Origin of the sequence: Pantoea sp. RG18 (assembly GCF_025910075.1) — a bacterium.
In the GTDB taxonomy this organism is placed as follows: Bacteria; Pseudomonadota; Gammaproteobacteria; order Enterobacterales; family Enterobacteriaceae; genus Pantoea; species Pantoea agglomerans.
In genome coordinates, this window is record NZ_JAPCIL010000007.1 from 373,073 (window position 1) to 392,076 (window position 19,004).

A 19,004-nucleotide genomic window follows, 5' to 3' on the forward strand; every position below is an offset into this window, starting at 1 on the left:
GACGACGCGGGCCGAGCGAGCCAGGGATGGCTTTAGCGACTTTCCGATCTGACCCTGTTTCCGGCGCGGGCACACTCTTACAGCCAGCCTTTGATTTACCTGAAAGCCGATATTATGTCGGCTTTTTTTATCCCGCCTGACGGATGCGGGCAATCAGCGCATCCACATCTTCTACATGATCGGCCGCCAGAATCAGCGTGCGTCCCAGATTAATTGCATTACGGATGCAGTCGGTACGCATCGCCGGATCGGCAATCAGCTTCATATCCGCCACGTGTGACATCCCCACCGTGCGGCGAATCAGTTCGGTGCCGCAGTAACCGATGGTATCGGCCCATACTTTACGCAGAAACGCCTCTGCATAGCCTGGATAAGCCAGTGCCTCATCGCGGGTTTTCTCTGCCGCCAGTGCCAGAAAGCCCGCGGCAAAGGTGGTCCAGAGGGTGTGCACATCGCTGAGACGCTGTTCGCGTGCATCGGCGGCCTCACGCGGAGCCAGCAGACCCGGCAGGCCACAGTAGTTAATCAGCAGGTTGCCGATGGCGGTGCCGACATCAAAACCGATAGGGCCAAAATAACCAAATTCCGCATCAATCGCTTTCAGGCTGCCATCAGCAACGAAAATCGATCCGCTGTGAATATCACCATGCAGCAGCGCTTCAGCGTGGGCAAAGAAACGATGCTTGAGACCGCCCACCGCAATGCGCAGTGCATCGTCATTACGCAGGCTGGCGACCAACGGTTCAAGCGCTTCGGGATAGCTATTGCGCTCATGGTCGGTATAGGGATCGTTAAAGAAAAGATCTTCGGTGATTTCACACATTTCCGGATTAATAAAACGCGCCACTTCCGCTTTTTTCTGGTGCGGATGCAGGATGAAATCGGAGGTATGAAACAGGGTTTGTGCCAGATAGTCGCCTAACTGCTGAGCCGCTTCCGGGTAGTAAGCGCCCTTCACCAGCTCGCCGCGCCAGATGCGATGACTGGAGAGATCTTCCATTACCATCACCGCCAGCTCCGCATCGTAATGGGTGATCTTCACCGTGTGCTGCGGACAATATTTGTAGTGTTCGACCAGGGTCTGCGCTTCCAGCCGCGCCCGATCCAGCGTCAGCGGCCACGACTCACCCACACAGCGCACATAGGGCAGCGCCTGCTTGACCACCACCCGGCTGTTGCCCTGATCGTCATAAATTTTAAACACCAGGTTGAGGTTGCCATCACCAATCTCTTCTGCGCTGCTCAGCGCGGCAGGATTGTCCACGCCGCCAAATTGTCGGGCATATTCCACAGCATCAGCAGCAGTAAAGGTACGGTATTGCGACATTGCCTGTTCCTCATCAATCGAAGGGGGATAACCTGGGTGTAATAAGCCGTTCAGACGTCTATACATCCGTTCAGCATGTTGGCACAATAGGCATCATTAACGCAACATGGATTTCACCCACAATGCAGACACTTCAAACCACCAGCTTACAGGTTCGTGACAATCAGCTCTGGATTCTGGATCAGCAGGCACTGCCGCAGCAAAAGAACTGGCTGCCCGCGCACAGCGTGCCCCAGCTGATTGAACATATTCATGCGCTGCGGGTGCGCGGTGCGCCGCTGATCGGCCTTTCCGCCTCACTGCTGCTGGCGTTGCTGGCAGAACAGGGGCAGACGCGCGCTGAACTGGCGCAGGCACTGGAGACCCTGCGCGCCGCCCGCCCTACCGCTGTCAATCTGATGAACAATCTGGACCGGATGAAACTGGCGCTGACGCAGCCGGACTTTGCCCCCGCGCTGGCAGAGGAAGCCTGGCGGCTGGTGCAGGAAGATAAGCAGCTGTGTGACGCCATCGCTGACGCGGGTTGTACGCGGGTGAAACCCGGCAGCCAGCTGCTGACCCACTGTAATACCGGCGGACTGGCCACCGCCGGTGTGGGCACCGCCCTTGGCGTGATTGTTCGTGCCCATCAGCAGGGGCTGATTAAGAATGTCTGGGTTGATGAAACCCGTCCGCTGTTACAGGGCGGCCGGTTAACCGCCTGGGAGCTGGGCGAGCTGGCAATTCCTTACACCCTGATTACCGATTCCATGGCCGCCAGCCTGATGGCCCGTGGAGAGGTCGATGCCGTATGGGTAGGCGCTGACCGCATTGCCGCCAACGGCGATGTGGCGAATAAAATCGGCACCTACAGCCTGGCGGTGCTGGCCCATTATCATCAGATTCCGTTTTATGTGGCGGCCCCAAATACCACGCTGGATCGCAGCTGTCCGGACGGCGCAGCGATTCCTATTGAGCAGCGCGCCGCCAGTGAAGTGACGGGCGTTGCCGGCAGTTTTGGCAGCGTGCAGTGGGCGCCGGAAGCGGCGAAGGTCTATAACCCGGCGTTTGATGTCACGCCCGCCACCCTGATCAGCGGCTGGGTACTGGACACCGGGGTAGTCACGCCTGACCAGGTTCAGGGTGGCATTTTCCAGCCACAATAACGGTCTGCAAGGCGTTTACCGTGAGCGGCAAACGCCTTGCGAAAACGACGGGCGGTTTACGCCAGACGCGGATAGGCATCCGCAATCTTATCGCCGGTAAAGTTCGCTACCCAGCCTTCCTGATTATCGAAAATACGGATAGCCGTGAAGTGCGGTGACGATCCCATATCAAACCAGTGTGGTGTTCCCGCAGGTACCGAGATCAGATCGTTTTTTTCGCAGAGGATCTGCAGGATCTCGCCATCCAGGTGCAGACAGAAGAGTCCGGCACCCTCAACAAAGAAACGCACCTCATCTTCGCCGTGCGTATGTTCAGAGAGGAACTTCTCGCGCAGCACGGTTTTCTGCGGATTATCGGCGCGCATGCTGATCACATCCCAGCTCTGATAGCCCTTCTCTGCCACCAGCCGATCGATCGCATGCTGATAGGCGTTGATCACCGTTTCGGGATCCGGATTTTCACCCAGGTCGCGATCGGCTTCCCAGCGCTCAAAACGGACGCCTTTGGTGCTCAGGCGTTCACAAATTTTTTCCGCGTCGGTGCTGTGCCACACCGGCTGGCTGGCTTCGCGGTCGGTAAAAATAGTCAGTGCGCTCATCCTAAATCGACTCCGGGTTAATCTGGGAAAAATCTGTCACCTGACGATGGCGGCTCTCGCCGTCCGCATCGCCACGCAGTAGTTGCAGCGTCTGCCAGCCCGCCTCAGCGGCGGCATCCAGTTCCTGATGAATATCGGAGAGAAACAGCAGCTGCTCCGCTGGCTGACCAATTTCAGCGGCGATAGCGCGATAGGCTGCGACTTCGCGTTTGGCACCTACGTGCGTATCAAAATAGCCGCTGAAGAGGTCAGTAATATCACCTTCGTCGCTGTAGCCAAATAACAATTTCTGCGCCGCAACCGAGCCGGAGGAATATACATACAGTTCAATGCCCTGTGCCTTCCAGCGGCTTAGTGCTGGCAGGACGTCAGGATAGAGATGGCCGGTAAAACTGCCGTTAACATAACCATCGCGCCAGATCATGCCCTGCAGCGCCTTCAGGCCGGTTGATTTGCGATCCTGGTCCATAAACCCCAGCAGAATCTCTGTCACCGCATTCAGGTCGGCCTGCGGCTGACCGGCCTCCTCACGTACCGACTGCAGCGCTGCGGCGACCTCGGGCTGATGCGCATTTTCACGCAAAAAACTCGCCAGATGCTGGCGGGCGTAGGGAAACAGGATGTTATGTACAAAACGGATATCGCTGGTGGTGCCTTCGATATCAGTAACAATGGCGCGAATCATGCTCTCTCCAGCAGGCGACGTTGACGTTCACATTCAAATAAAAATTCCAGACCTTCCAGATGACGGCGTGCTTCGCTGACATCCCGGCCCCAGCAGGTTAAGCCGTGGCCGCGCAGCAGAAAGCCGTAACGCAGCGGAAAGCGGGCGGCGTAATCTTCAATTTCTGACGCCAGCGCCGCAATGTCCTGGCTGTTGTCGAACACAGGAATGGCCAGCGTATCCAGATGGGTGTGCTGGCCACTTAACGATTTTTGCATCTCATAGCCGTGCAGCAGCAGCGCCGCGCCCTGCTCCACCCGCGACAGAACAGTCGCATTCACGGTGTGGGTATGCAGCACCGCGCCCGCCTCGGGAAAAAGTCGATAGATCATCGTGTGCAGACCGGTTTCTGCCGACGGCTTACGGCCAGAGAGCGACTGGCTGGTAGCAATATCGACCTCGATAAAGTCATCCCGCGTCAGCGTGCCTTTATCTTTGCCCGATTCACTCAGCAGGCAGACATGTTCATCGCGGCGCACCGACATATTTCCGCCGGTGGCCGGTGCCCAGCCTTTCTCGCCAATCCAGTGACAGGCGGCGACCAGCTGATCTAATGGAAGACTCTGCGACATAAAAGTTCCTTGCGGTGAAATGTGATCTCGGGTGGCTCAGATAACGGTCAGGGATATGATGTTCAGTTCGCCCAGGCCATCAAGCCAGGAGTGACTCTTCCCAGGTTTTTCTTAAATTCACGACGTAATCGAACAAACCCTGAGCATCTAAGTCATCTTCGTCAATCAGGTCAGGATTAGAGCAATAAGCATCAACAGCTGAGAATACCGAGTCAAAATAACGTTGTGTATCTTTGTTTTGTTTATCCGCTGTATCAGCAGCTCTGTGTTCACGCCATGCGTTCAGGTATTTTTCCTCAAACTCTGGCGCCGACATAGCACCTGAAACAAACGAATCGATTAGGGCTAACATATCTGCTTCGCTTTGATCAGTAGACATTACCTTCACCTTTCAGATCGGAAATTTGAGTTTCGGATAACTTCCATCCAGAGATGAAATTACCATCAGGTTTAGTCATTACATCAATTTTAGTTTCAGGATTGTAGTAGTGGTTAACATCCTGATTCCATCGGTATTTACCGGCGATTTGTTGTGTCAGTGGATCATCTATATGCGCTTTGAGTGCCTGCTCATATGACTTCAACCCTTCGGCATTGGGAGTGCCCGACAGGTTGAAATCCACAGCGTGCTTGAATTTCTTCTGTAGCTGTCTGGTTTCAAAATTAACAAATTCTGATGGAGGTGGCTTAGGTACTTTTGATAACGCAGACAGCTTTTCTAATTCGCTTACCGTTCCCAGCTTTCCCATTGCAAGACCTGCCGCTACAGAGGCGCCGGTAATGAGCAGACCTTTGTTATCCATGACCTGCTCGAAACCGGCTGGAGCATCGCCGCCGAGCTGTCCGGCGGTCTTTCTGAACCCCTCGATATTGCCGTTATAAATTCCGCCAGCAGCCAATAGCCGGCCCGCGGCTTTGCTATTGATGGTTTTTGCTGACTGAGCGTGTTGCACCGGTGCAGCAGGACGGACGTGATATACCGGGCGTTTCAGTTGCCGGGATATGAGGTGATTGAGCCGGGATCGAAGTAACAGAGGCAGGTTATCGAGAAGGCCGCCAGATGTCGTCAGAACGCCAGAGATGGCATAACCGGTGATATTTTGTCTCAGCAGAACGAGTGCCCCGGATTTGATGTCGTCCAGCGTGTCACGGTATGCCATCCAGGGACGCTGCCAGTGGAACTTGTGATACCGGCTGACAAAAAGGGTGTAGCCCTGCGGCAAATTCCACTCCTGGATGATGCGGTTTTGCAACGCGGTATTTGCAAGATCTCGTGCCGCCGTTTCCGGGTGGATAATGTGGGGAATGTCCTCAAGGTAGATGTCATCCAGTGACTTTGCCTGACTGTAATGAAGCATAATGTCCCTTTTACGCTGCCGTTATGTTCCCAATTATCAGGCATTTCTGACAACAGGCGAAGAAGTCCTGATATCCCCGTAGTGGATACACCAGCAGACGGGGAGCGGAGCGACCAGCATCAGGCTGTACTGTTGTTGTCAGAATTTTATGGGTCTGGTGCCCGACTGCTGAACCATACTCTTCGGGTCCTGCCAGATGATCCTTGTGTCAGCAAGGCGGCAAGCGCTTATCGCCGGGAGCTGACACTTGTCAGTGACCGGGGTAAGCAAACGAAGCTAACGAAGCTGAGGTGTGGAGCATGACGCATTTAGCCATCTAAGCGTCTTGATTGCCAAATACTATCATCCTGTTTATAGTGGCACAAACACCGGGTGACACCGCATCAATCTTCGCGCTTAAGGCCTGACATCATGACGCAGCACAACCTGATCCCCGAGAGTAAACTCCCTTTGCTCGGCACCACCATTTTCAGCCAGATGAGTGCGCTGGCGCAGCAGCATAACGCTATCAATCTCTCTCAGGGCTTTCCTGATTTTAGCGGCCCGGCCTATCTGCAGCAGCGGCTGGCGTATCATGTCAGCCAGGGCGCGAACCAGTATGCGCCGATGACGGGTGCGCTGCCGTTACGTGAGGCGATAGCAGAGAAAACCGCGCGGCTTTATGACTATCGGCCTGATGTCGAAACGGAGATTACGGTGACGGCAGGCGCAACCGAAGCGCTCTATGCGGCGATTACCGCGCTGGTGCGGCCAGGCGATGAAGTGATCTGCTTTGATCCCAGCTACGACAGCTATGCGCCTGCGGTAGAGTTGTCGGGCGGCGTGATGAAACGCATTACGCTGCAGCCGCCCGCTTTCCGGGTGGACTGGCAGGCGTTTGCTGCGCTGCTGAGTGATAAAACCCGGCTGGTGATCCTGAATACGCCGCACAATCCTTCCGCCACCGTCTGGCAGCAGCAGGATTTCACCGCGCTATGGCAGGCGATTGCTGCGCGACCGGTCTATGTGCTGAGCGACGAAGTCTATGAGCACATCTGCTTCGATCAGGCAGGCCACGCCAGCGTGCTGGCACATCCCGAACTGCGCCAGCGCGCTATCGCGGTGTCGTCGTTTGGTAAGACCTTCCATATGACCGGCTGGAAAGTGGGCTACTGCATTGCCCCTGCCGCGATCAGCGCGGAACTGCGCAAGGTGCATCAGTATCTGACCTTCTCGGTGAATACGCCGGCGCAGCTGGCGATTGCCGATATGCTGCGTGAGCATCCGGAGCACTATCTTGAGCTGCCAGCGTTTTATCGTGACCGCCGCGATCGGCTGGCAACGGCGCTAAGCAGAAGCCGCTTTAAGGTGCTTCCCTGCGAAGGTACCTACTTTTTGCTGGTCGATTACAGCGCCATCTCCGATCTGGATGATGTCAGTTTCTGCCAGTGGCTGACCCGCGAAGTGGGCGTTGCCGCGATTCCTCTGTCGGTGTTCTGCGCCGATGCCTTTCCTCATAAACTGATCCGCCTCTGTTTTGCCAAACAGCCGGCGACATTAGATGCCGCCGCGGAGCGCTTATGTCAGCTTTAAAAATCACGTTACTGCAGGAGACGCTGAGCTGGATGGATGGCGAGGCCAACCTGCGCCATTTTGACGAGCAACTGGATGGACTCACCGGGCGCGATCTGATTTTACTGCCAGAGATGTTTACCACCGGCTTTGCAATGGAAGCGGCGAAAAGCTCGCTGCCTCAGGCGCAGGTGGTGGAGTGGCTGCATCAGCATGCCCGTCGCAACGATGCCCTGGTCGGCGGTAGCGCGGCGATTCAGACCGAACACGGCGCGGTAAATCGCTTCCTGCTGGTGGAGCCGGACGGCACGCTGCATCAGTATGACAAGCGCCACCTGTTCCGCATGGCGGACGAGCATCACCACTATCTGCCAGGCGAACAGCGTCAGGTATTTGAGTGGCGCGGCTGGCGCATCCTGCCGCAAATCTGTTACGACCTGCGTTTCCCGGTCTTCTCGCGCAACCGCAACGATTACGATCTGGCGCTCTATGTCGCCAACTGGCCTGCACCGCGTGCACTGCACTGGCAGGCGCTGCTGCTGGCGCGGGCAATTGAAAATCAGGCTTATGTGGCAGGCTGTAACCGCGTCGGCAGTGACGGCAATCAGCATCAATACAGCGGCGACAGCCAGATTATTTCACCGCAGGGCGAGATCCTCAGCGCGGCTGAGCCGCACCAGCGCGCCAGGCTGGACGCAGAGCTGTCGCTGGACGCACTGAATGCTTATCGCGAGCGCTTCCCGGCCTGGCAGGATGCGGATCGCTTTTCGCTGTGAATGGCGGGCGGGCAGTCAGCCCGCCCATTAACTGCCGCGATAGGTTGACCAGGACCAGGGCGAAATCAGAAACGGCAGATGAAAATGGCTGCCCGCTTCGGCAATCATAAAATCGATCTGCGCGCTGACGTAGAGTGCATCCCGACCAGCGGCGGCAAAATAGTCGCCGATTTCTGCCGTTAAACGGTAGTGGCCCGGCGTCAGCGGCTCGGGCGTGAGATCTTTCAGACGTCCGTCACTGTCGGTTTCACCCTGTGAAATCGGAAACCACCCTTCCGGGCTGTTCTGCTCAAGTGAAATCGCTACACCGCTGGCCGGTTTGCCCAGCGCCGTGTCCAGAATATGGGTGGTAACAGTACTCATTGAATCGTCTCCTTCAGGCGTAACAGAGTAATTTCACGCAGCTGATCCAGCGCCTCCTGCTGCTCGGCAGGATCGCTATTCTGCAACCGACGCTGCAATTCTGCCAGCATCTGCTCGCCGCTGCGCCCTGTGGCGCGAATCAGAAACACCCGGCCAAAACGCGTTTCATACGCCTGATTCCCCTGCTGCATTGCCTGCTGCAAAGCGCTGTCGGCCTGCTGCATGGCGGACTGCTCTCCCCGTGAAAGTGCCGCTTCTTTATCCGCACCGTTCGCGCGTTCGCCAATGCGGGGATGCGCCGACAGTGCGGCCTCCAGCTCAGGCCGCTGCCACTGGCGGGCCAGCGCATCGGCGGTTGCCCGTAGCGCATCCAGGGTGTCAAAAGGCCGCGCCGCCACCAGCGACTGCTGCCAGTGCGGAATGGCAACACAATGCCGGATGGCCGCCTGCGCCTCATCAGCCGACAGCTGATTAAATGCGGCTAATTCCATGTTCAGCTCCGTTCAGCAATCAGCGAGACCGCCTGTAAATAAGCCTGCAGCGCGGGCGCCACATCAGCCACCGCCACGGACTCTGCCGGATGGTGGCTGATACCGCGATGGTTACGCACAAATAGCATGCCGACCGGCCAGCGTTCAGCGATAGCGATGGCGTCGTGCCCCGCACCGCTCGGCAGTGACAGGCTGCGCCCCTGCACCGTTTCCACCGCATGACTCAGCGCCTGTTGCAGCGCGGAGTCACAGGCGGTGGCACCGATGCGATAATATTCGTTCGACTCAAAGCGGAGTCCACGCCGCAGCGCAATCGCCTCCGCCTGGGTTAACAGGCTGGAGAGCAGTGTCTCCAGCGGGTTGTCCAGCGGACCGCGCACGTCCAGCGACAGCGATACCTCGCCAGGGATTACATTGACCGCCCCCGGCGCGCAGTTTATCGTACCGACGGTGGCGACCAGTTGCGGGTCCTGCTCACGGGTGGTCTGCTCGATAAACACCATCCACTCGGCAGCAGCAGCCAGCGCATCTTTGCGGTGGGTCATCGGCACCGTGCCCGCATGGCCCGCTTCACCGGTGAAACGGCAGTTGAGGCGGCGCGCACCGTTGATGGCCGTGACCACACCGAGCGCCAGATCCTCCTGCTCCAGGCAGGGGCCCTGCTCGATGTGCAGCTCAAGATAACCGACGATATCCTCAACCCGCCGCGCCGCAGATGCGATCCTGTCGCTGTCGAGACCGACATCCGCCATCGCCTGCGCCACGGTGATGCCGTTGCCGTCAGGATGCGTCACCCAGCTTTGCGGCCAGCTGCCGGTAATGCCACGACTGCCGAGCAGCGTAATGCCAAAACGGGTGCCCTCTTCGTCACCAAAGCCAATGACTTCAATCGCCAGCGGTAAGCGGCGCTGATGTTCGTTAAGCCACTGTACGGTTTCAATGGCGCTGAGCACGCCCAGCATGCCGTCGTAGCGACCGGCGTTGCGCACCGTGTCGAGATGCGAGCCAAGCAGTAACGCGGGTGCACCCGCTTCTGCCGCCTCGTAGCGCCCACAGATATTGCCGACTTCATCCTGCCACACCTGCATCCCCGCCGCCTGCATCCACTCACCGACACAGGCGTTGGCGCGCAGATGTTCGGGTGAGAGGTAGACGCGGGTCAGCCCCTCGGCCGTTTCGCTGATCGCCGCTAGCGCATCGCAGCGCGCCATAACGCGCTGTGCAGCGGCCTGGGCTTCGCTGGCGCTCATCATCATGCGTGGCTCCCGTAGTGATCCCAGGCGGCCTGCGCCGCGGCACCCTGCGGCGTGCGATAGCCGACATAGGTCAGCACCGTTTCCAGCGCGGAGAGAGTCTGCATCACGCAATCTTTACGCGCGTTGTAGCCCATGGTGCCAATGCGCCACACCTTGCCATGCAGCGGGCCAAACGAGGTGCCAATCTCAATGCCGAAATCTTCCAGCATCAGCTTGCGCACCTGATCGCCGTTTACGCCAGACGGGATCATCACGCCCAGCACGTTGTTCATTTTGTGTTTCAGGTCGCCGAAGGTCTCCAGCCCCATCCCCTGAATGCCTTTCAGCAATGCTTCACCGTGCAGCTTGTGGCGGGCGATGCCGTTGTCCAGCCCCTCCTGCAGGATCAGCCGGGCGCACTCGCGCGCGCCAAAAAGCGCACTGGTCGCTTCGGTATGGTGGTTGAGCCGCTCCGGCCCCCAGTAATCCATGATCATGCCGAGATCAAAATAGTTGGAGTAGATCATCTCCTCTTCGCCATCCTGATGCGCCTCGGTGCGGATCCCCTGCTCTACGCATTTGCGTTTGCGGATCACCGCTTCCATCTCTGCGCTCAGCGTGATCGGCGAGGTACCCGATGGACCGCCCAGGCATTTCTGCATCCCCGCGGATACGGCATCAAGCCCCCAGGCGTCCGTTTCCAGCGCGTTACCCGCCAGCGACGCGGTGGCATCGGTGTAGAACAGCACGCCATACTGTTTGCAGATCGCACCCAGTTGCTCAAGCGGCTGCAGCATGGTGGTTGAGGTGTCGCCCTGTACGGTCAGCAGCAGGCGCGGCCGCACTTTTTTGATCGCATCTTCGATCTGGTCGGGAGTAAAGACTTCGCCCCACGGCACTTCAATGGTGTGCACTTCCGCACGACAGCGGCGGGCAATTTCGCACAGCAGATGACCAAAGCGGCCAAACACCGGTACCAGCACTTTGTCGCCAGGCCGGATCGATGACAGCAGAATCGATTCGATACCGGCGCGGGAGGTGCCGTCAATCAGCAGTGTCCAGCGGTTCTCTGTGCGAAACACGCCGCGATAGAGCGCCATCACTTCATTCATGTAGTGGGTCATCGCGGGATCGTACTGCCCCAGCAGCTGACTCGACATGGCGCGCAGCACACGTGGATCGGCATTGATCGGTCCAGGCCCCATCAGCAGACGCTGTGGCGGGTTAAGTTGCGGGTAGTGATTGATATCCATCGTAATTTCCTTTTTCAGAATCAGAGGCGAACCGAAGAGATAAACTGCTTCAGCTCCGGTGACTGCGGCTGAGCGAACAGCGTCTTACTGTCGCCCTGCTCCCAGACGCGCCCCTGATGCATAAAGACCACACGATCGCCCACGTCGCGGGCGAAGCTCATTTCATGCGTGACGAGGATCAGCGTCATCCCTTCTGACGCCAGCTGCTCCAGAACTTTGAGCACTTCGCCCACCAGCTCGGGATCGAGCGCGGAGGTGATCTCATCACAGAGTAAAACTTTCGGCGTCATCGCCAGTGCACGGGCGATCGCCACGCGCTGCTGCTGACCGCCGGAGAGGCTGGCAGGATAGTAGTTGAGACGCTCGCCCAGCCCGACCTTCTCCAGCATCTGCGCCGCCAGCGCCCGGCACTCGGCCTCGCTTTTTTTCAGCACCCGGCGCGGCGCCAGCATCACGTTCTCCAGTGCCGTCATGTGCGGGAACAGGTTGAAGCTCTGAAACACCATCCCGACCGAGCGGCTGATTTCGCGCGCCTGCGAGTCGCGATCGGTAATCGTCATACCGCCGAGCTTGATGCTGCCCTCCTGATAGCCTTCCAGCCCGTTCATGCAGCGCAGCAGCGTGCTTTTGCCCGATCCGCTGCGACCGATGATTGAGATCACCTCGCCCATGTCGATATCCAGATCCACGCCTTTCAACACATGGTTGTCGCCGTAATATTTTTGCACCTGATTAATGGTGATGAGCGGCATTGAATTTTTTCTCCAGATACTGGCTGTAGCGAGACAGCGGATAACACATCAGGAAGTAGCCCAGCGCCACCAGCCCAAAGACTTTAAACGGCTGATAGGTCACGTTGTTCAGAATGGTGCCCGCCTTGGTCAGCTCGATGAACCCGATAATTGACGCCAGCGCGGTGCCCTTGATCACCTGGACAGCAAACCCCACCGTCGGGGCAATACCGATGCGGATCGCCTGCGGCGCAATGACCCGCCACAGCGTCTGACCAAAGGTCAGGCCGAGACAGCGCGACGCTTCCCACTGGCCTTTTGGCAGGGCGCGGATGCTGCCGTACCAGATATCGACCAGAAAGGCGCTGGTGTAGAAGGTCAGCGCCAGCGAGGCTGCCGTCCAGGGTGCAACATCAATGCCGAACAGGCCGACGCCGAAAAACGCCAGGAACAGCTGCATCAGCAGCGGCGTGCCCTGAAACAGCGCGGTGTAACCGCGTACCAGCCGCGTTAACCATTTGCGTTGCAGCAGGCGCATAAACAGCAGCGGCAGCGTCACCAGCGTGCCGCCGACAAAGGCCACCAGCGACAGCAACAGGGTCCAGCGTGCCGCCAGCAGCAGGTTGCGCAGGATGTCCCAGTCGGTAAAGGTCGTCATCATGATGGCTGCACTCCAAACCATTTACGGCCAATCGCCAGCAGCAGATGGCGCATTGCAATCGACAACGCCAGGTAGATCAGCGTGGTCACCAGATAGACCTCAAAACTTAAGAAGGTGCGCGACTGGATCAGGTTGGCGGCGAAGGTCAGCTCCTCGTAGGAGACCTGCGACACCACCGACGAACCCAGCATCACGATGATGCACTGACTCACCAGCGCCGGATAAATGCGCTGCAGCGCGGGCGGCAAGACCACCCGCAAAAACGTCTGGCTGCGGGTTAATCCCAGCACCCGTCCCGCTTCCCACTGCCCTTTGGGTGTCACCTGTATTCCGGCACGAATAATCTCGGTGCTATATGCCCCGAGGTTGATCAGCATCGCCAGCAGCGCCGCCTCGCCAGCAGTGAGTTTCAGCCCCAGCGCAGGCAGACCGAAAACGATAAAGAACAGTTGCACCACAAACGGCGTGTTGCGGATCAGCTCGACATAGATGCCCCACAGGCGGCTCATCCAGCTGGGTCTGCCACTGCGCAGCGCCGCGCCCGCAATGCCGAGCGCCACACCACCGGTAGTCGCCAGCACCGTCAGCTGAATGGTGACCCAAAGACCGGAGAGCAGCTCCGGCCAGTAGGGCCACAGGGCGGGAAAGTTAAGTTGCCCGGTCATGAATCTTTCCTCAGGCGCCGAGGTTGGCGGGCAGCGGCGCTTTCAGCCACTCTTCTGACAGTTTATTCAGGGTGCCATCTTTGATGCCCTGCTCAATCAGCGCATTCACTTTCGCTTTCAGTGCCGGCTGATCTTTCTTCAGGCCGATATAGCAGGGAGAATCTTTCAGCATAAACTGCGCCACCGGCGCTTTAGCCGGATTCTGACGGGCAATGGCGGCGACCACCAGGTTGCCGGTCGCCACATACTGCACCTGACCGGAGAGATACGCAGACAAGGTAGTGTTGTTATCTTCGTAGCGTTTCACCTGTGCATCTTTCGGCGCAACGTCACTGAGGACCATGTCCTCTACCGCACCGCGTGTTACGCCAATCGATTTGCCGCTCAGGGCAGACGCCGCTTTGATTTCATCGCCTTTCGGCCCGAATACGCCCAGGAAGAACGGCGCATAGGCGCGGGTGAAGTCGATCACTTTTTCCCGCTCGGCATTTTTACCCATGCTGGAGATCACCAGGTCGACCTTGTCGGTTTGCAGATAAGGCACGCGGTTGGCACTGCTGACCGGCACCAGCTGCAACTTAAGTTTCATCTGCTTTGCCAGGTATCTGGCCGTGTCGATGTCATACCCCTGCGGCTGCAGATCGGTGCCAACCGAGCCAAACGGCGGGAAATCCTGCGGCACGGCGATGCGAATGACGCCGCGTTTCTGGATGTCCTGCAGTTGATCGGCCAGCGCGCTTCCCGCTTGTGCCATCAGTAATGCCGCTGTCGCAACCGCCATCAAAACTTTTTTCATTATGCACCCCGGTGAGATTAACGTGAAACAAAAGATTCTTTGAAATGCAATCTGCAACTAATGTGCCAACCCGGACGGCCACAGAAAAAGGGTTAAGCGGCAAAGCATTCAGCTGAAATCTGGCGTAATCGGGACGACTACGCCGGGGGAAGGTCTGTTCTGAAATGGGGCAAAGCACCAAAACGGTGCCTTTTAGCGGTGCTCCAGCTCGTCAAACTGCTGATAAAGGTCGGCGATCTGATGAATGCGCTGACGTCCCTGTGCCAGCATTTCATGTAGCAGTGCATTGGCAATCAGGTTAACCAGACTCATGGCGGAGCCATAACTGTCGAAGGCGGAAACGCTGTCCAGCGGCGTACAGAGCTGCCAGCGCGCCAGCGCAATCACCGTCTGCGCCTGCGGCTCACACAGCGCCAGCAGCGGGATACCGGCAGCCTGCAACTGCTGCATCAGCGGGCGAATGATGCGGGGACGACGACGGAAGGCCATCACGACCACCATATCCTCCGGCGTAATATCCACCAGCTCCTCAGCCAGCGTCTGGCCCGGCTGCGGCAGGATATGTACCTGCGAACGCGCCTGCACCAGCTGCTGTCGCAGATGCAGTGCCACCGGATAGGCGTTGCGCATGCCGATGATAAAGACGCGTTTTGCCTGCGCCAGCTGCTGGATAACCTCATTAAAGTGCCGGGCATCCAGACTGTTCACCCACTGCGTCAGGTTAGCCATCTCCTGCTTGTAGTGTCGCGCCAGCAGCGTATTGCCCTGCACCGCATCACGATTATCAGTCAGCGGCATGCCGCTCTGGCGCAGGATGCGTAACTCATCACGCATATCCTTGTATTTTTCATAGCCCAGACGCTTAAACAGCCGGCTGACCGTGGCTTTCGACACGCCACTAAGCCGCGCCAGCTCGGCACTGTTGTAGCTGATCAGGTCATCGAAGTGGTCAAACACGAAGTCGGCAATGCGCTGCTCCTGCGGAGAGAGCTGGGGATAGTGACTCCTGAGTCGTTCATCAAGCTGTTTCATAACCCGTCCTGTAACTTTTGTTTCAGCAGAAGCTAGCACAATTTGCGCCAGGTTAACCGGCGCATTGTCAGCTCAGGGTGAAAACTGGAACAGCTCTTGCTTTGTTATCGGTTCTGTCACCCGGATAACGAGAAAAAAATGATTCAAAGCAATATGGCCCCGCAGGGGATGGCGGTGACGCCACACCATCTGGCGAGTGAAAGCGCGCTCGCGGTTCTGCGTGATGGCGGTAATGCCATTGAAGCAATGGTGGCCGCTGCCGCGACCATCGCCGTGGTCTACCCGCATATGAATGGACTGGGCGGTGATGGTTTCTGGCTGATTCTGCCGCCCGGCGGCGATCCTGTCGCTATCGACGCCAGCGGCGCAGCCGGTTCGCTGGCTCATCACGATTTCTACGCCGATCACCCTAAGATTCCGCATCGCGGGCCGAAAGCGGCGCTGACCGTGGCCGGTACGGTCAGCGGCTGGCAGGAGGCACTGAATCTCTCGGCTGAGATGGGCACCCCGCCGCTGCCGCTGGCACGTCTGCTGCGCGATGCGATTCACTACGCCGCCGACGGTATTCCGGTGACTGCCTCACAGAGCGCCGCCACCGCGACGTTCCGCAGTGAATTGCAGCATCAGCCCGGCTTCAGCGCCACCTTTATGCCTGACGGCAACGTGCCGCAGCCTGGCAGCCGTTTTACCCAGCCCGCACTGGCTAACACCCTCAGCCAGCTTACTGAAGAGGGGCTCGACAGCTTTTATCGCGGCCCGCTGGCTCACCATATGGCCGATGAGATGACCACGCTGGGCATGCCGGTGACGCTGGCCGATCTGCAGCAGCATCGCGCCCGTCGCACAACGCCGCTGCATCTCTCCCACAGCGAAGGTGATATCTGGAATATCACCCCGCCAACGCAGGGCATGGTGTCGCTGGCGATCCTGGGCATCACCGATCGGCTGGAGATGGCGGAGGCTGACGATGCGCAGACGGTGCACCGTATCGTGGAAGCCACCAAAAAAGCATTTGCACTGCGCGACAAACACATCACCGATCCACGTCACGTCACGGAAGATTTGCAGGCGCTGCTGGACAGCGATCACCTTGCCACACTCGCCAGCCAGATCACCGATGGAGAGGCGGCGGCATGGGGAAACGGACGCGGGCCGGGCGATACGGTCTGGATGGGCGTGATGGACAGCAGCGGCCTGGCCGTCTCCTTTATTCAGAGCATTTATCACGAATTTGGCAGTGGTGTGGTGCTGCCCGGCACGGGTATCACCTGGCAGAACCGCGGCGCCGCTTTCAGCCTCGATCCTGACCATCTGCTGGCCCTGGCACCCGGTAAGCAACCGTTTCATACCCTGAATCCTGCCGCCGCACGGCTGAAAGATGGCCGGACGCTGGTGTATGGCGCGATGGGTGGGGATGGACAGCCGCAGACTCAGGCGGCGATTTTTACCCGCCATGTGATTCAGGGCTTGCCGTTACAACAGGCGGTCAGTGCGCCGCGCTGGCTGCTGGGCCGGACCTGGGGGCAATCATCAGACTCGCTGAAACTGGAAGGTCGTTTTGACGACGAAACGGTATTGATGCTGCGTCTGTGGGGACATGAGGTGGAGCTGCTGCCGGACTTCAGCGAATCCGTGGGCCATGCGGGCGCCATTGTGCGCCACAGCAACGGCATGTTTGAGGGCGCAAGCGATCCACGCAGTAACGGCAGCGCCGCCGGTTTTTAACAGGAGCGAATCATGAATCAACACGACTGGGCCAGCTACATCGGCCATATGGAGCAGATACTGCAACTGGAACTGGATGACGCCCGCCGCGCTGAACTGCTGATCCAGCTGTCGCGTATCGCGGAGATGGCCGCGCCGCTGATGACGTTTCCGCTGGATGACCGGCTTGAAGTGGCAGGAGTATACCAGGCATGAGATTAGGTGACGTTTCGATTCAGACCCTGCAACGGGCGATTCAGCAGGGTGAAATCAGTGCGCTGGAAGTGGCAAAGCGCACGCTGCAGGCGGTTGAGCAGCACAATCCGGCGCTGAATGCCTGGACGGAAGTGACCGGGCCGCGCATGTTAAAAGAAGCCAGTGCGATTGATGCGCAGCGGCAGCGCGGCGAAACCCTGCCACCGCTGGCGGGCATCCCGTATGCGGTAAAAAACCTGTTTGATGTGGCGGGTCACACTACCCTGGCCGGTGCCAGCCTGTTCAGCGACCGGCCGGCGGCACGTGCAGATGCGTTTGCTGTCGATAAACTGCGTCGCTCTGGTGCGCTGCTGTCTGGCATGCTGAACATGGATGCCTACGCGTATGGTTTTACCACCGAAAACAGCCACTACGGCGCGACGCACAATCCGCGCGATCTCAGCCGCGTGGCTGGCGGCTCGTCAGGCGGTTCGGCGGCTGCCGTGGCCGCCGGTCTGGTCCACTTTTCACTGGGCACCGACACCAACGGCTCGATTCGAGTGCCCGCGTCGCTGTGCGGTATTTTTGGTCTTAAGCCGACCTTTGGCCGGTTGTCACGCAGCGGCAGCCATCCGTTTGTCGCCAGCCTCGATCACATCGGTCCTCTGGCGCGGCGGGTTGAAGACCTGGCGCTGGTATATGATCTGTTGCAGGGCGCAGACCACACCGATGCGTTTCAGGCCGATCGCCCGCTGGCCGCGACGCTACCGGGGCTGTCACAGGGCAGCGAAGGCTTGCGCTGCGGCGTACTGGGTGGCTTTTTTGCCCGCTGGTGCGATGAGGATGCCCGCGCTGCCGTCGCGGTGATCGCGGCAGCACTTGATGCACAGGAAGAGGTGCTGATGCCGGACGCTGAGCTGGCACGCTCGGCGGCATTTATCATGACCGCGGCAGAAGGCGGCAATCACTATCTGCCCGCCCTGCGCCAGACGCCTGAGCAGTTTGAACCTAATTCACGCGAGCGTCTGCTGGCCGGTGCCATGATGCCAGGTGCCTGGTACGTGCAGGCGCAGCGTTTCCGCCGCCATTTCCAGCAGCAGGTGTTGCCGCTTTTTGATCGGTTTGATGTGCTGATAGCGCCGGCGACACCCTGCAGCGCGATCACCATCGGTCAGCAGACCCTGTCGATTCAGGGGGAATCGCTGCCCGCTAAGGCGAGCATGGGTATGCTGACGCAGCCGATCTCCTTCCTGGGATTGCCGGTCTGTACCGTGCCGCTGGCGACCCGAAGCGGTCTGCCGATTGGATTACAGCTTATCGCCCGTCCATTTAATGAAGAGGCGGTGTTACGTGCCGCCTGGGCACTGGAACAACGCGGCATTACGATACCGCAAATCAATATGGCTGGAGCCTGATGAACAGAGAGATTAATTTACCGCAGGTAGTCACCGAGGTGACGGCGCAGTTTTACCGCTACGAGCAGGCGCTGGTCAGCAATGACGTGGCCGAACTGGATGCGTTGTTCTGGCACGACCCGCGAACCGTGCGCCTCGGCGCGGGTGAGAATCTGTATGGCATTGATGAGATTCGGGCCTTCCGCGCCGCGCGTCCTTCAGCCGGGCTGAACCGGACGCTGCGAAACACCGTGATCACCACCTTTGGCGAGGATTATGCGGTCTGCAGCACCGAATTTACCCGCACCGGCAGCGATAAAATTGGCCGTCAGCAGCAGACCTGGGTACGCATGCCCCACGGCTGGTGCATCGTGGCGGCGCAGGTCAGCCTGATGAGCTGACATCGTCCGGCGCTTCGCCCGATCAACGCGG

At 58.7% G+C, this 19,004-nt stretch carries 22 protein-coding genes; 7 read left to right on the forward strand and 15 right to left on the reverse strand.

Features of this window, described 5'->3' with window-relative positions:
* Positions 1-127: 127 nt before the first annotated feature.
* Positions 128-1,327, reverse strand: a complete 1,200-nt coding sequence (gene mtnK / locus OK409_RS10405) for an S-methyl-5-thioribose kinase (RefSeq protein WP_158149529.1) — start codon at positions 1,325-1,327, stop codon at positions 128-130.
* 122 nt (positions 1,328-1,449) lie between these two features.
* Between mtnK and mtnA the strand changes: the two genes are divergently transcribed.
* Positions 1,450-2,472 carry an S-methyl-5-thioribose-1-phosphate isomerase gene (mtnA, locus tag OK409_RS10410; RefSeq protein WP_256850103.1) on the forward strand — a complete coding sequence of 341 codons (1,023 nt, stop codon included), beginning with the start codon at positions 1,450-1,452 and terminating at the stop codon, positions 2,470-2,472.
* 56 nt (positions 2,473-2,528) lie between these two features.
* On the opposite strand, the gene OK409_RS10415 is transcribed toward mtnA, so the two are convergent.
* The 5 genes from OK409_RS10415 to OK409_RS10435 all read right to left on the reverse strand — a co-directional run bounded on the left by OK409_RS10415 (position 2,529) and on the right by OK409_RS10435 (position 5,725).
* On the reverse strand, positions 2,529-3,071 hold the full coding sequence (locus OK409_RS10415; RefSeq protein WP_264367035.1) for a 1,2-dihydroxy-3-keto-5-methylthiopentene dioxygenase: 543 nt from the start codon (positions 3,069-3,071) through the stop codon (positions 2,529-2,531).
* 1 nt (position 3,072) lies between these two features.
* On the reverse strand, positions 3,073-3,756 hold the full coding sequence (gene mtnC / locus OK409_RS10420) for an acireductone synthase (protein WP_158131977.1): 684 nt from the start codon (positions 3,754-3,756) through the stop codon (positions 3,073-3,075).
* Positions 3,753-4,367: a methylthioribulose 1-phosphate dehydratase gene (locus tag OK409_RS10425; RefSeq protein ID WP_010671154.1), complete on the reverse strand. Its 615-nt coding sequence runs from the start codon at positions 4,365-4,367 to the stop codon at positions 3,753-3,755. The genes mtnC and OK409_RS10425 overlap by 4 nt, the downstream gene beginning before the upstream one ends.
* A 79-nt stretch (positions 4,368-4,446) precedes the next feature.
* On the reverse strand, positions 4,447-4,746 hold the full coding sequence (locus tag OK409_RS10430) for a colicin immunity domain-containing protein (protein WP_022625182.1): 300 nt from the start codon (positions 4,744-4,746) through the stop codon (positions 4,447-4,449).
* Positions 4,736-5,725, reverse strand: a complete 990-nt coding sequence (locus OK409_RS10435) for a colicin D domain-containing protein (RefSeq protein WP_022625183.1) — start codon at positions 5,723-5,725, stop codon at positions 4,736-4,738. Before OK409_RS10435 ends, OK409_RS10430 begins: the two co-directional genes overlap by 11 nt.
* 411 nt (positions 5,726-6,136) lie before the next feature.
* On the opposite strand from OK409_RS10435, the gene OK409_RS10440 reads away from it, so the two are divergent.
* A complete protein-coding gene (locus tag OK409_RS10440) occupies positions 6,137-7,297 on the forward strand; it encodes a pyridoxal phosphate-dependent aminotransferase (RefSeq protein WP_264367036.1) in 1,161 nt (386 codons plus the stop codon).
* A complete protein-coding gene (locus OK409_RS10445; RefSeq protein WP_187507156.1) occupies positions 7,285-8,052 on the forward strand; it encodes an amidohydrolase in 768 nt (255 codons plus the stop codon). Before OK409_RS10440 ends, OK409_RS10445 begins: the two co-directional genes overlap by 13 nt.
* 27 nt (positions 8,053-8,079) lie before the next feature.
* Here OK409_RS10445 and uraH read toward each other — a convergent pair whose 3' ends face one another.
* The 9 genes from uraH to hpxU all read right to left on the reverse strand — a co-directional run bounded on the left by uraH (position 8,080) and on the right by hpxU (position 15,279).
* Positions 8,080-8,415, reverse strand: a complete 336-nt coding sequence (gene uraH, locus OK409_RS10450; RefSeq protein ID WP_010671151.1) for a hydroxyisourate hydrolase — start codon at positions 8,413-8,415, stop codon at positions 8,080-8,082.
* Complete coding sequence (gene uraD / locus OK409_RS10455) at positions 8,412-8,906, reverse strand: 2-oxo-4-hydroxy-4-carboxy-5-ureidoimidazoline decarboxylase (RefSeq protein ID WP_264367037.1); 495 nt, start codon at positions 8,904-8,906, stop codon at positions 8,412-8,414. The genes uraH and uraD overlap by 4 nt, the downstream gene beginning before the upstream one ends.
* 2 nt (positions 8,907-8,908) lie before the next feature.
* The gene (gene hpxK, locus OK409_RS10460) at positions 8,909-10,162 is read right to left on the reverse strand and encodes an allantoate amidohydrolase (protein WP_010255158.1); all 1,254 of its coding nucleotides are present in this window, start codon (positions 10,160-10,162) and stop codon (positions 8,909-8,911) included.
* A complete protein-coding gene (locus OK409_RS10465; RefSeq protein WP_010671148.1) occupies positions 10,159-11,394 on the reverse strand; it encodes a pyridoxal-phosphate-dependent aminotransferase family protein in 1,236 nt (411 codons plus the stop codon). The genes hpxK and OK409_RS10465 overlap by 4 nt, the downstream gene beginning before the upstream one ends.
* 20 nt (positions 11,395-11,414) lie before the next feature.
* Positions 11,415-12,146, reverse strand: a complete 732-nt coding sequence (locus OK409_RS10470) for an amino acid ABC transporter ATP-binding protein (protein ID WP_010671147.1) — start codon at positions 12,144-12,146, stop codon at positions 11,415-11,417.
* On the reverse strand, positions 12,127-12,783 hold the full coding sequence (locus OK409_RS10475) for an amino acid ABC transporter permease (protein ID WP_010255156.1): 657 nt from the start codon (positions 12,781-12,783) through the stop codon (positions 12,127-12,129). The genes OK409_RS10470 and OK409_RS10475 overlap by 20 nt, the downstream gene beginning before the upstream one ends.
* A complete protein-coding gene (locus tag OK409_RS10480) occupies positions 12,783-13,451 on the reverse strand; it encodes an amino acid ABC transporter permease (RefSeq protein ID WP_010255155.1) in 669 nt (222 codons plus the stop codon). Before OK409_RS10480 ends, OK409_RS10475 begins: the two co-directional genes overlap by 1 nt.
* Positions 13,452-13,461: 10 nt before the next feature.
* Positions 13,462-14,247, reverse strand: a complete 786-nt coding sequence (locus OK409_RS10485; protein ID WP_010255154.1) for a transporter substrate-binding domain-containing protein — start codon at positions 14,245-14,247, stop codon at positions 13,462-13,464.
* A gap of 192 nt (positions 14,248-14,439) precedes the next feature.
* Positions 14,440-15,279 carry a MurR/RpiR family transcriptional regulator HpxU gene (gene hpxU, locus OK409_RS10490; RefSeq protein WP_010255152.1) on the reverse strand — a complete coding sequence of 280 codons (840 nt, stop codon included), beginning with the start codon at positions 15,277-15,279 and terminating at the stop codon, positions 14,440-14,442.
* A gap of 138 nt (positions 15,280-15,417) precedes the next feature.
* On the opposite strand from hpxU, the gene OK409_RS10495 reads away from it, so the two are divergent.
* From OK409_RS10495 to hpxZ, 4 genes are read left to right on the forward strand one after another with little or no spacing between them, the layout of a single operon-like run.
* On the forward strand, positions 15,418-17,004 hold the full coding sequence (locus OK409_RS10495) for a gamma-glutamyltransferase family protein (protein ID WP_157351583.1): 1,587 nt from the start codon (positions 15,418-15,420) through the stop codon (positions 17,002-17,004).
* A gap of 12 nt (positions 17,005-17,016) precedes the next feature.
* Positions 17,017-17,199 carry an oxalurate catabolism protein HpxX gene (gene hpxX, locus OK409_RS10500; RefSeq protein ID WP_033766590.1) on the forward strand — a complete coding sequence of 61 codons (183 nt, stop codon included), beginning with the start codon at positions 17,017-17,019 and terminating at the stop codon, positions 17,197-17,199.
* Positions 17,196-18,593 (forward strand): AtzE family amidohydrolase, encoded by a 1,398-nt coding sequence (locus tag OK409_RS10505; protein WP_122889168.1) that lies wholly within the window; start codon positions 17,196-17,198, stop codon positions 18,591-18,593. The genes hpxX and OK409_RS10505 overlap by 4 nt, the downstream gene beginning before the upstream one ends.
* A complete protein-coding gene (hpxZ, locus tag OK409_RS10510; protein WP_010255141.1) occupies positions 18,593-18,973 on the forward strand; it encodes an oxalurate catabolism protein HpxZ in 381 nt (126 codons plus the stop codon). The genes OK409_RS10505 and hpxZ overlap by 1 nt, the downstream gene beginning before the upstream one ends.
* Positions 18,974-19,004: the final 31 nt, after the last annotated feature.

Excerpts from the sequence above, each read along its gene's own strand:
- mtnK (WP_158149529.1), bottom strand. The coding sequence starts at position 1,327 with ATGTCGCAATACCGTACCTTTACTGCTGCTGATGCTGTGGAATATGCC.
- mtnA (WP_256850103.1), top strand. The coding sequence starts at position 1,450 with ATGCAGACACTTCAAACCACCAGCTTACAGGTTCGTGACAATCAGCTC.
- OK409_RS10415 (WP_264367035.1), bottom strand. The coding sequence starts at position 3,071 with ATGAGCGCACTGACTATTTTTACCGACCGCGAAGCCAGCCAGCCGGTG.
- mtnC (WP_158131977.1), bottom strand. The coding sequence starts at position 3,756 with ATGATTCGCGCCATTGTTACTGATATCGAAGGCACCACCAGCGATATC.
- OK409_RS10425 (WP_010671154.1), bottom strand. The coding sequence starts at position 4,367 with ATGTCGCAGAGTCTTCCATTAGATCAGCTGGTCGCCGCCTGTCACTGG.
- OK409_RS10430 (WP_022625182.1), bottom strand. The coding sequence starts at position 4,746 with ATGTCTACTGATCAAAGCGAAGCAGATATGTTAGCCCTAATCGATTCG.
- OK409_RS10435 (WP_022625183.1), bottom strand. The coding sequence starts at position 5,725 with ATGCTTCATTACAGTCAGGCAAAGTCACTGGATGACATCTACCTTGAG.
- OK409_RS10440 (WP_264367036.1), top strand. The coding sequence starts at position 6,137 with ATGACGCAGCACAACCTGATCCCCGAGAGTAAACTCCCTTTGCTCGGC.
- OK409_RS10445 (WP_187507156.1), top strand. The coding sequence starts at position 7,285 with ATGTCAGCTTTAAAAATCACGTTACTGCAGGAGACGCTGAGCTGGATG.
- uraH (WP_010671151.1), bottom strand. The coding sequence starts at position 8,415 with ATGAGTACTGTTACCACCCATATTCTGGACACGGCGCTGGGCAAACCG.
- uraD (WP_264367037.1), bottom strand. The coding sequence starts at position 8,906 with ATGGAATTAGCCGCATTTAATCAGCTGTCGGCTGATGAGGCGCAGGCG.
- hpxK (WP_010255158.1), bottom strand. The coding sequence starts at position 10,162 with ATGATGATGAGCGCCAGCGAAGCCCAGGCCGCTGCACAGCGCGTTATG.
- OK409_RS10465 (WP_010671148.1), bottom strand. The coding sequence starts at position 11,394 with ATGGATATCAATCACTACCCGCAACTTAACCCGCCACAGCGTCTGCTG.
- OK409_RS10470 (WP_010671147.1), bottom strand. The coding sequence starts at position 12,146 with ATGCCGCTCATCACCATTAATCAGGTGCAAAAATATTACGGCGACAAC.
- OK409_RS10475 (WP_010255156.1), bottom strand. The coding sequence starts at position 12,783 with ATGACGACCTTTACCGACTGGGACATCCTGCGCAACCTGCTGCTGGCG.
- OK409_RS10480 (WP_010255155.1), bottom strand. The coding sequence starts at position 13,451 with ATGACCGGGCAACTTAACTTTCCCGCCCTGTGGCCCTACTGGCCGGAG.
- OK409_RS10485 (WP_010255154.1), bottom strand. The coding sequence starts at position 14,247 with ATGAAAAAAGTTTTGATGGCGGTTGCGACAGCGGCATTACTGATGGCA.
- hpxU (WP_010255152.1), bottom strand. The coding sequence starts at position 15,279 with ATGAAACAGCTTGATGAACGACTCAGGAGTCACTATCCCCAGCTCTCT.
- OK409_RS10495 (WP_157351583.1), top strand. The coding sequence starts at position 15,418 with ATGATTCAAAGCAATATGGCCCCGCAGGGGATGGCGGTGACGCCACAC.
- hpxX (WP_033766590.1), top strand. The coding sequence starts at position 17,017 with ATGAATCAACACGACTGGGCCAGCTACATCGGCCATATGGAGCAGATA.
- OK409_RS10505 (WP_122889168.1), top strand. The coding sequence starts at position 17,196 with ATGAGATTAGGTGACGTTTCGATTCAGACCCTGCAACGGGCGATTCAG.
- hpxZ (WP_010255141.1), top strand. The coding sequence starts at position 18,593 with ATGAACAGAGAGATTAATTTACCGCAGGTAGTCACCGAGGTGACGGCG.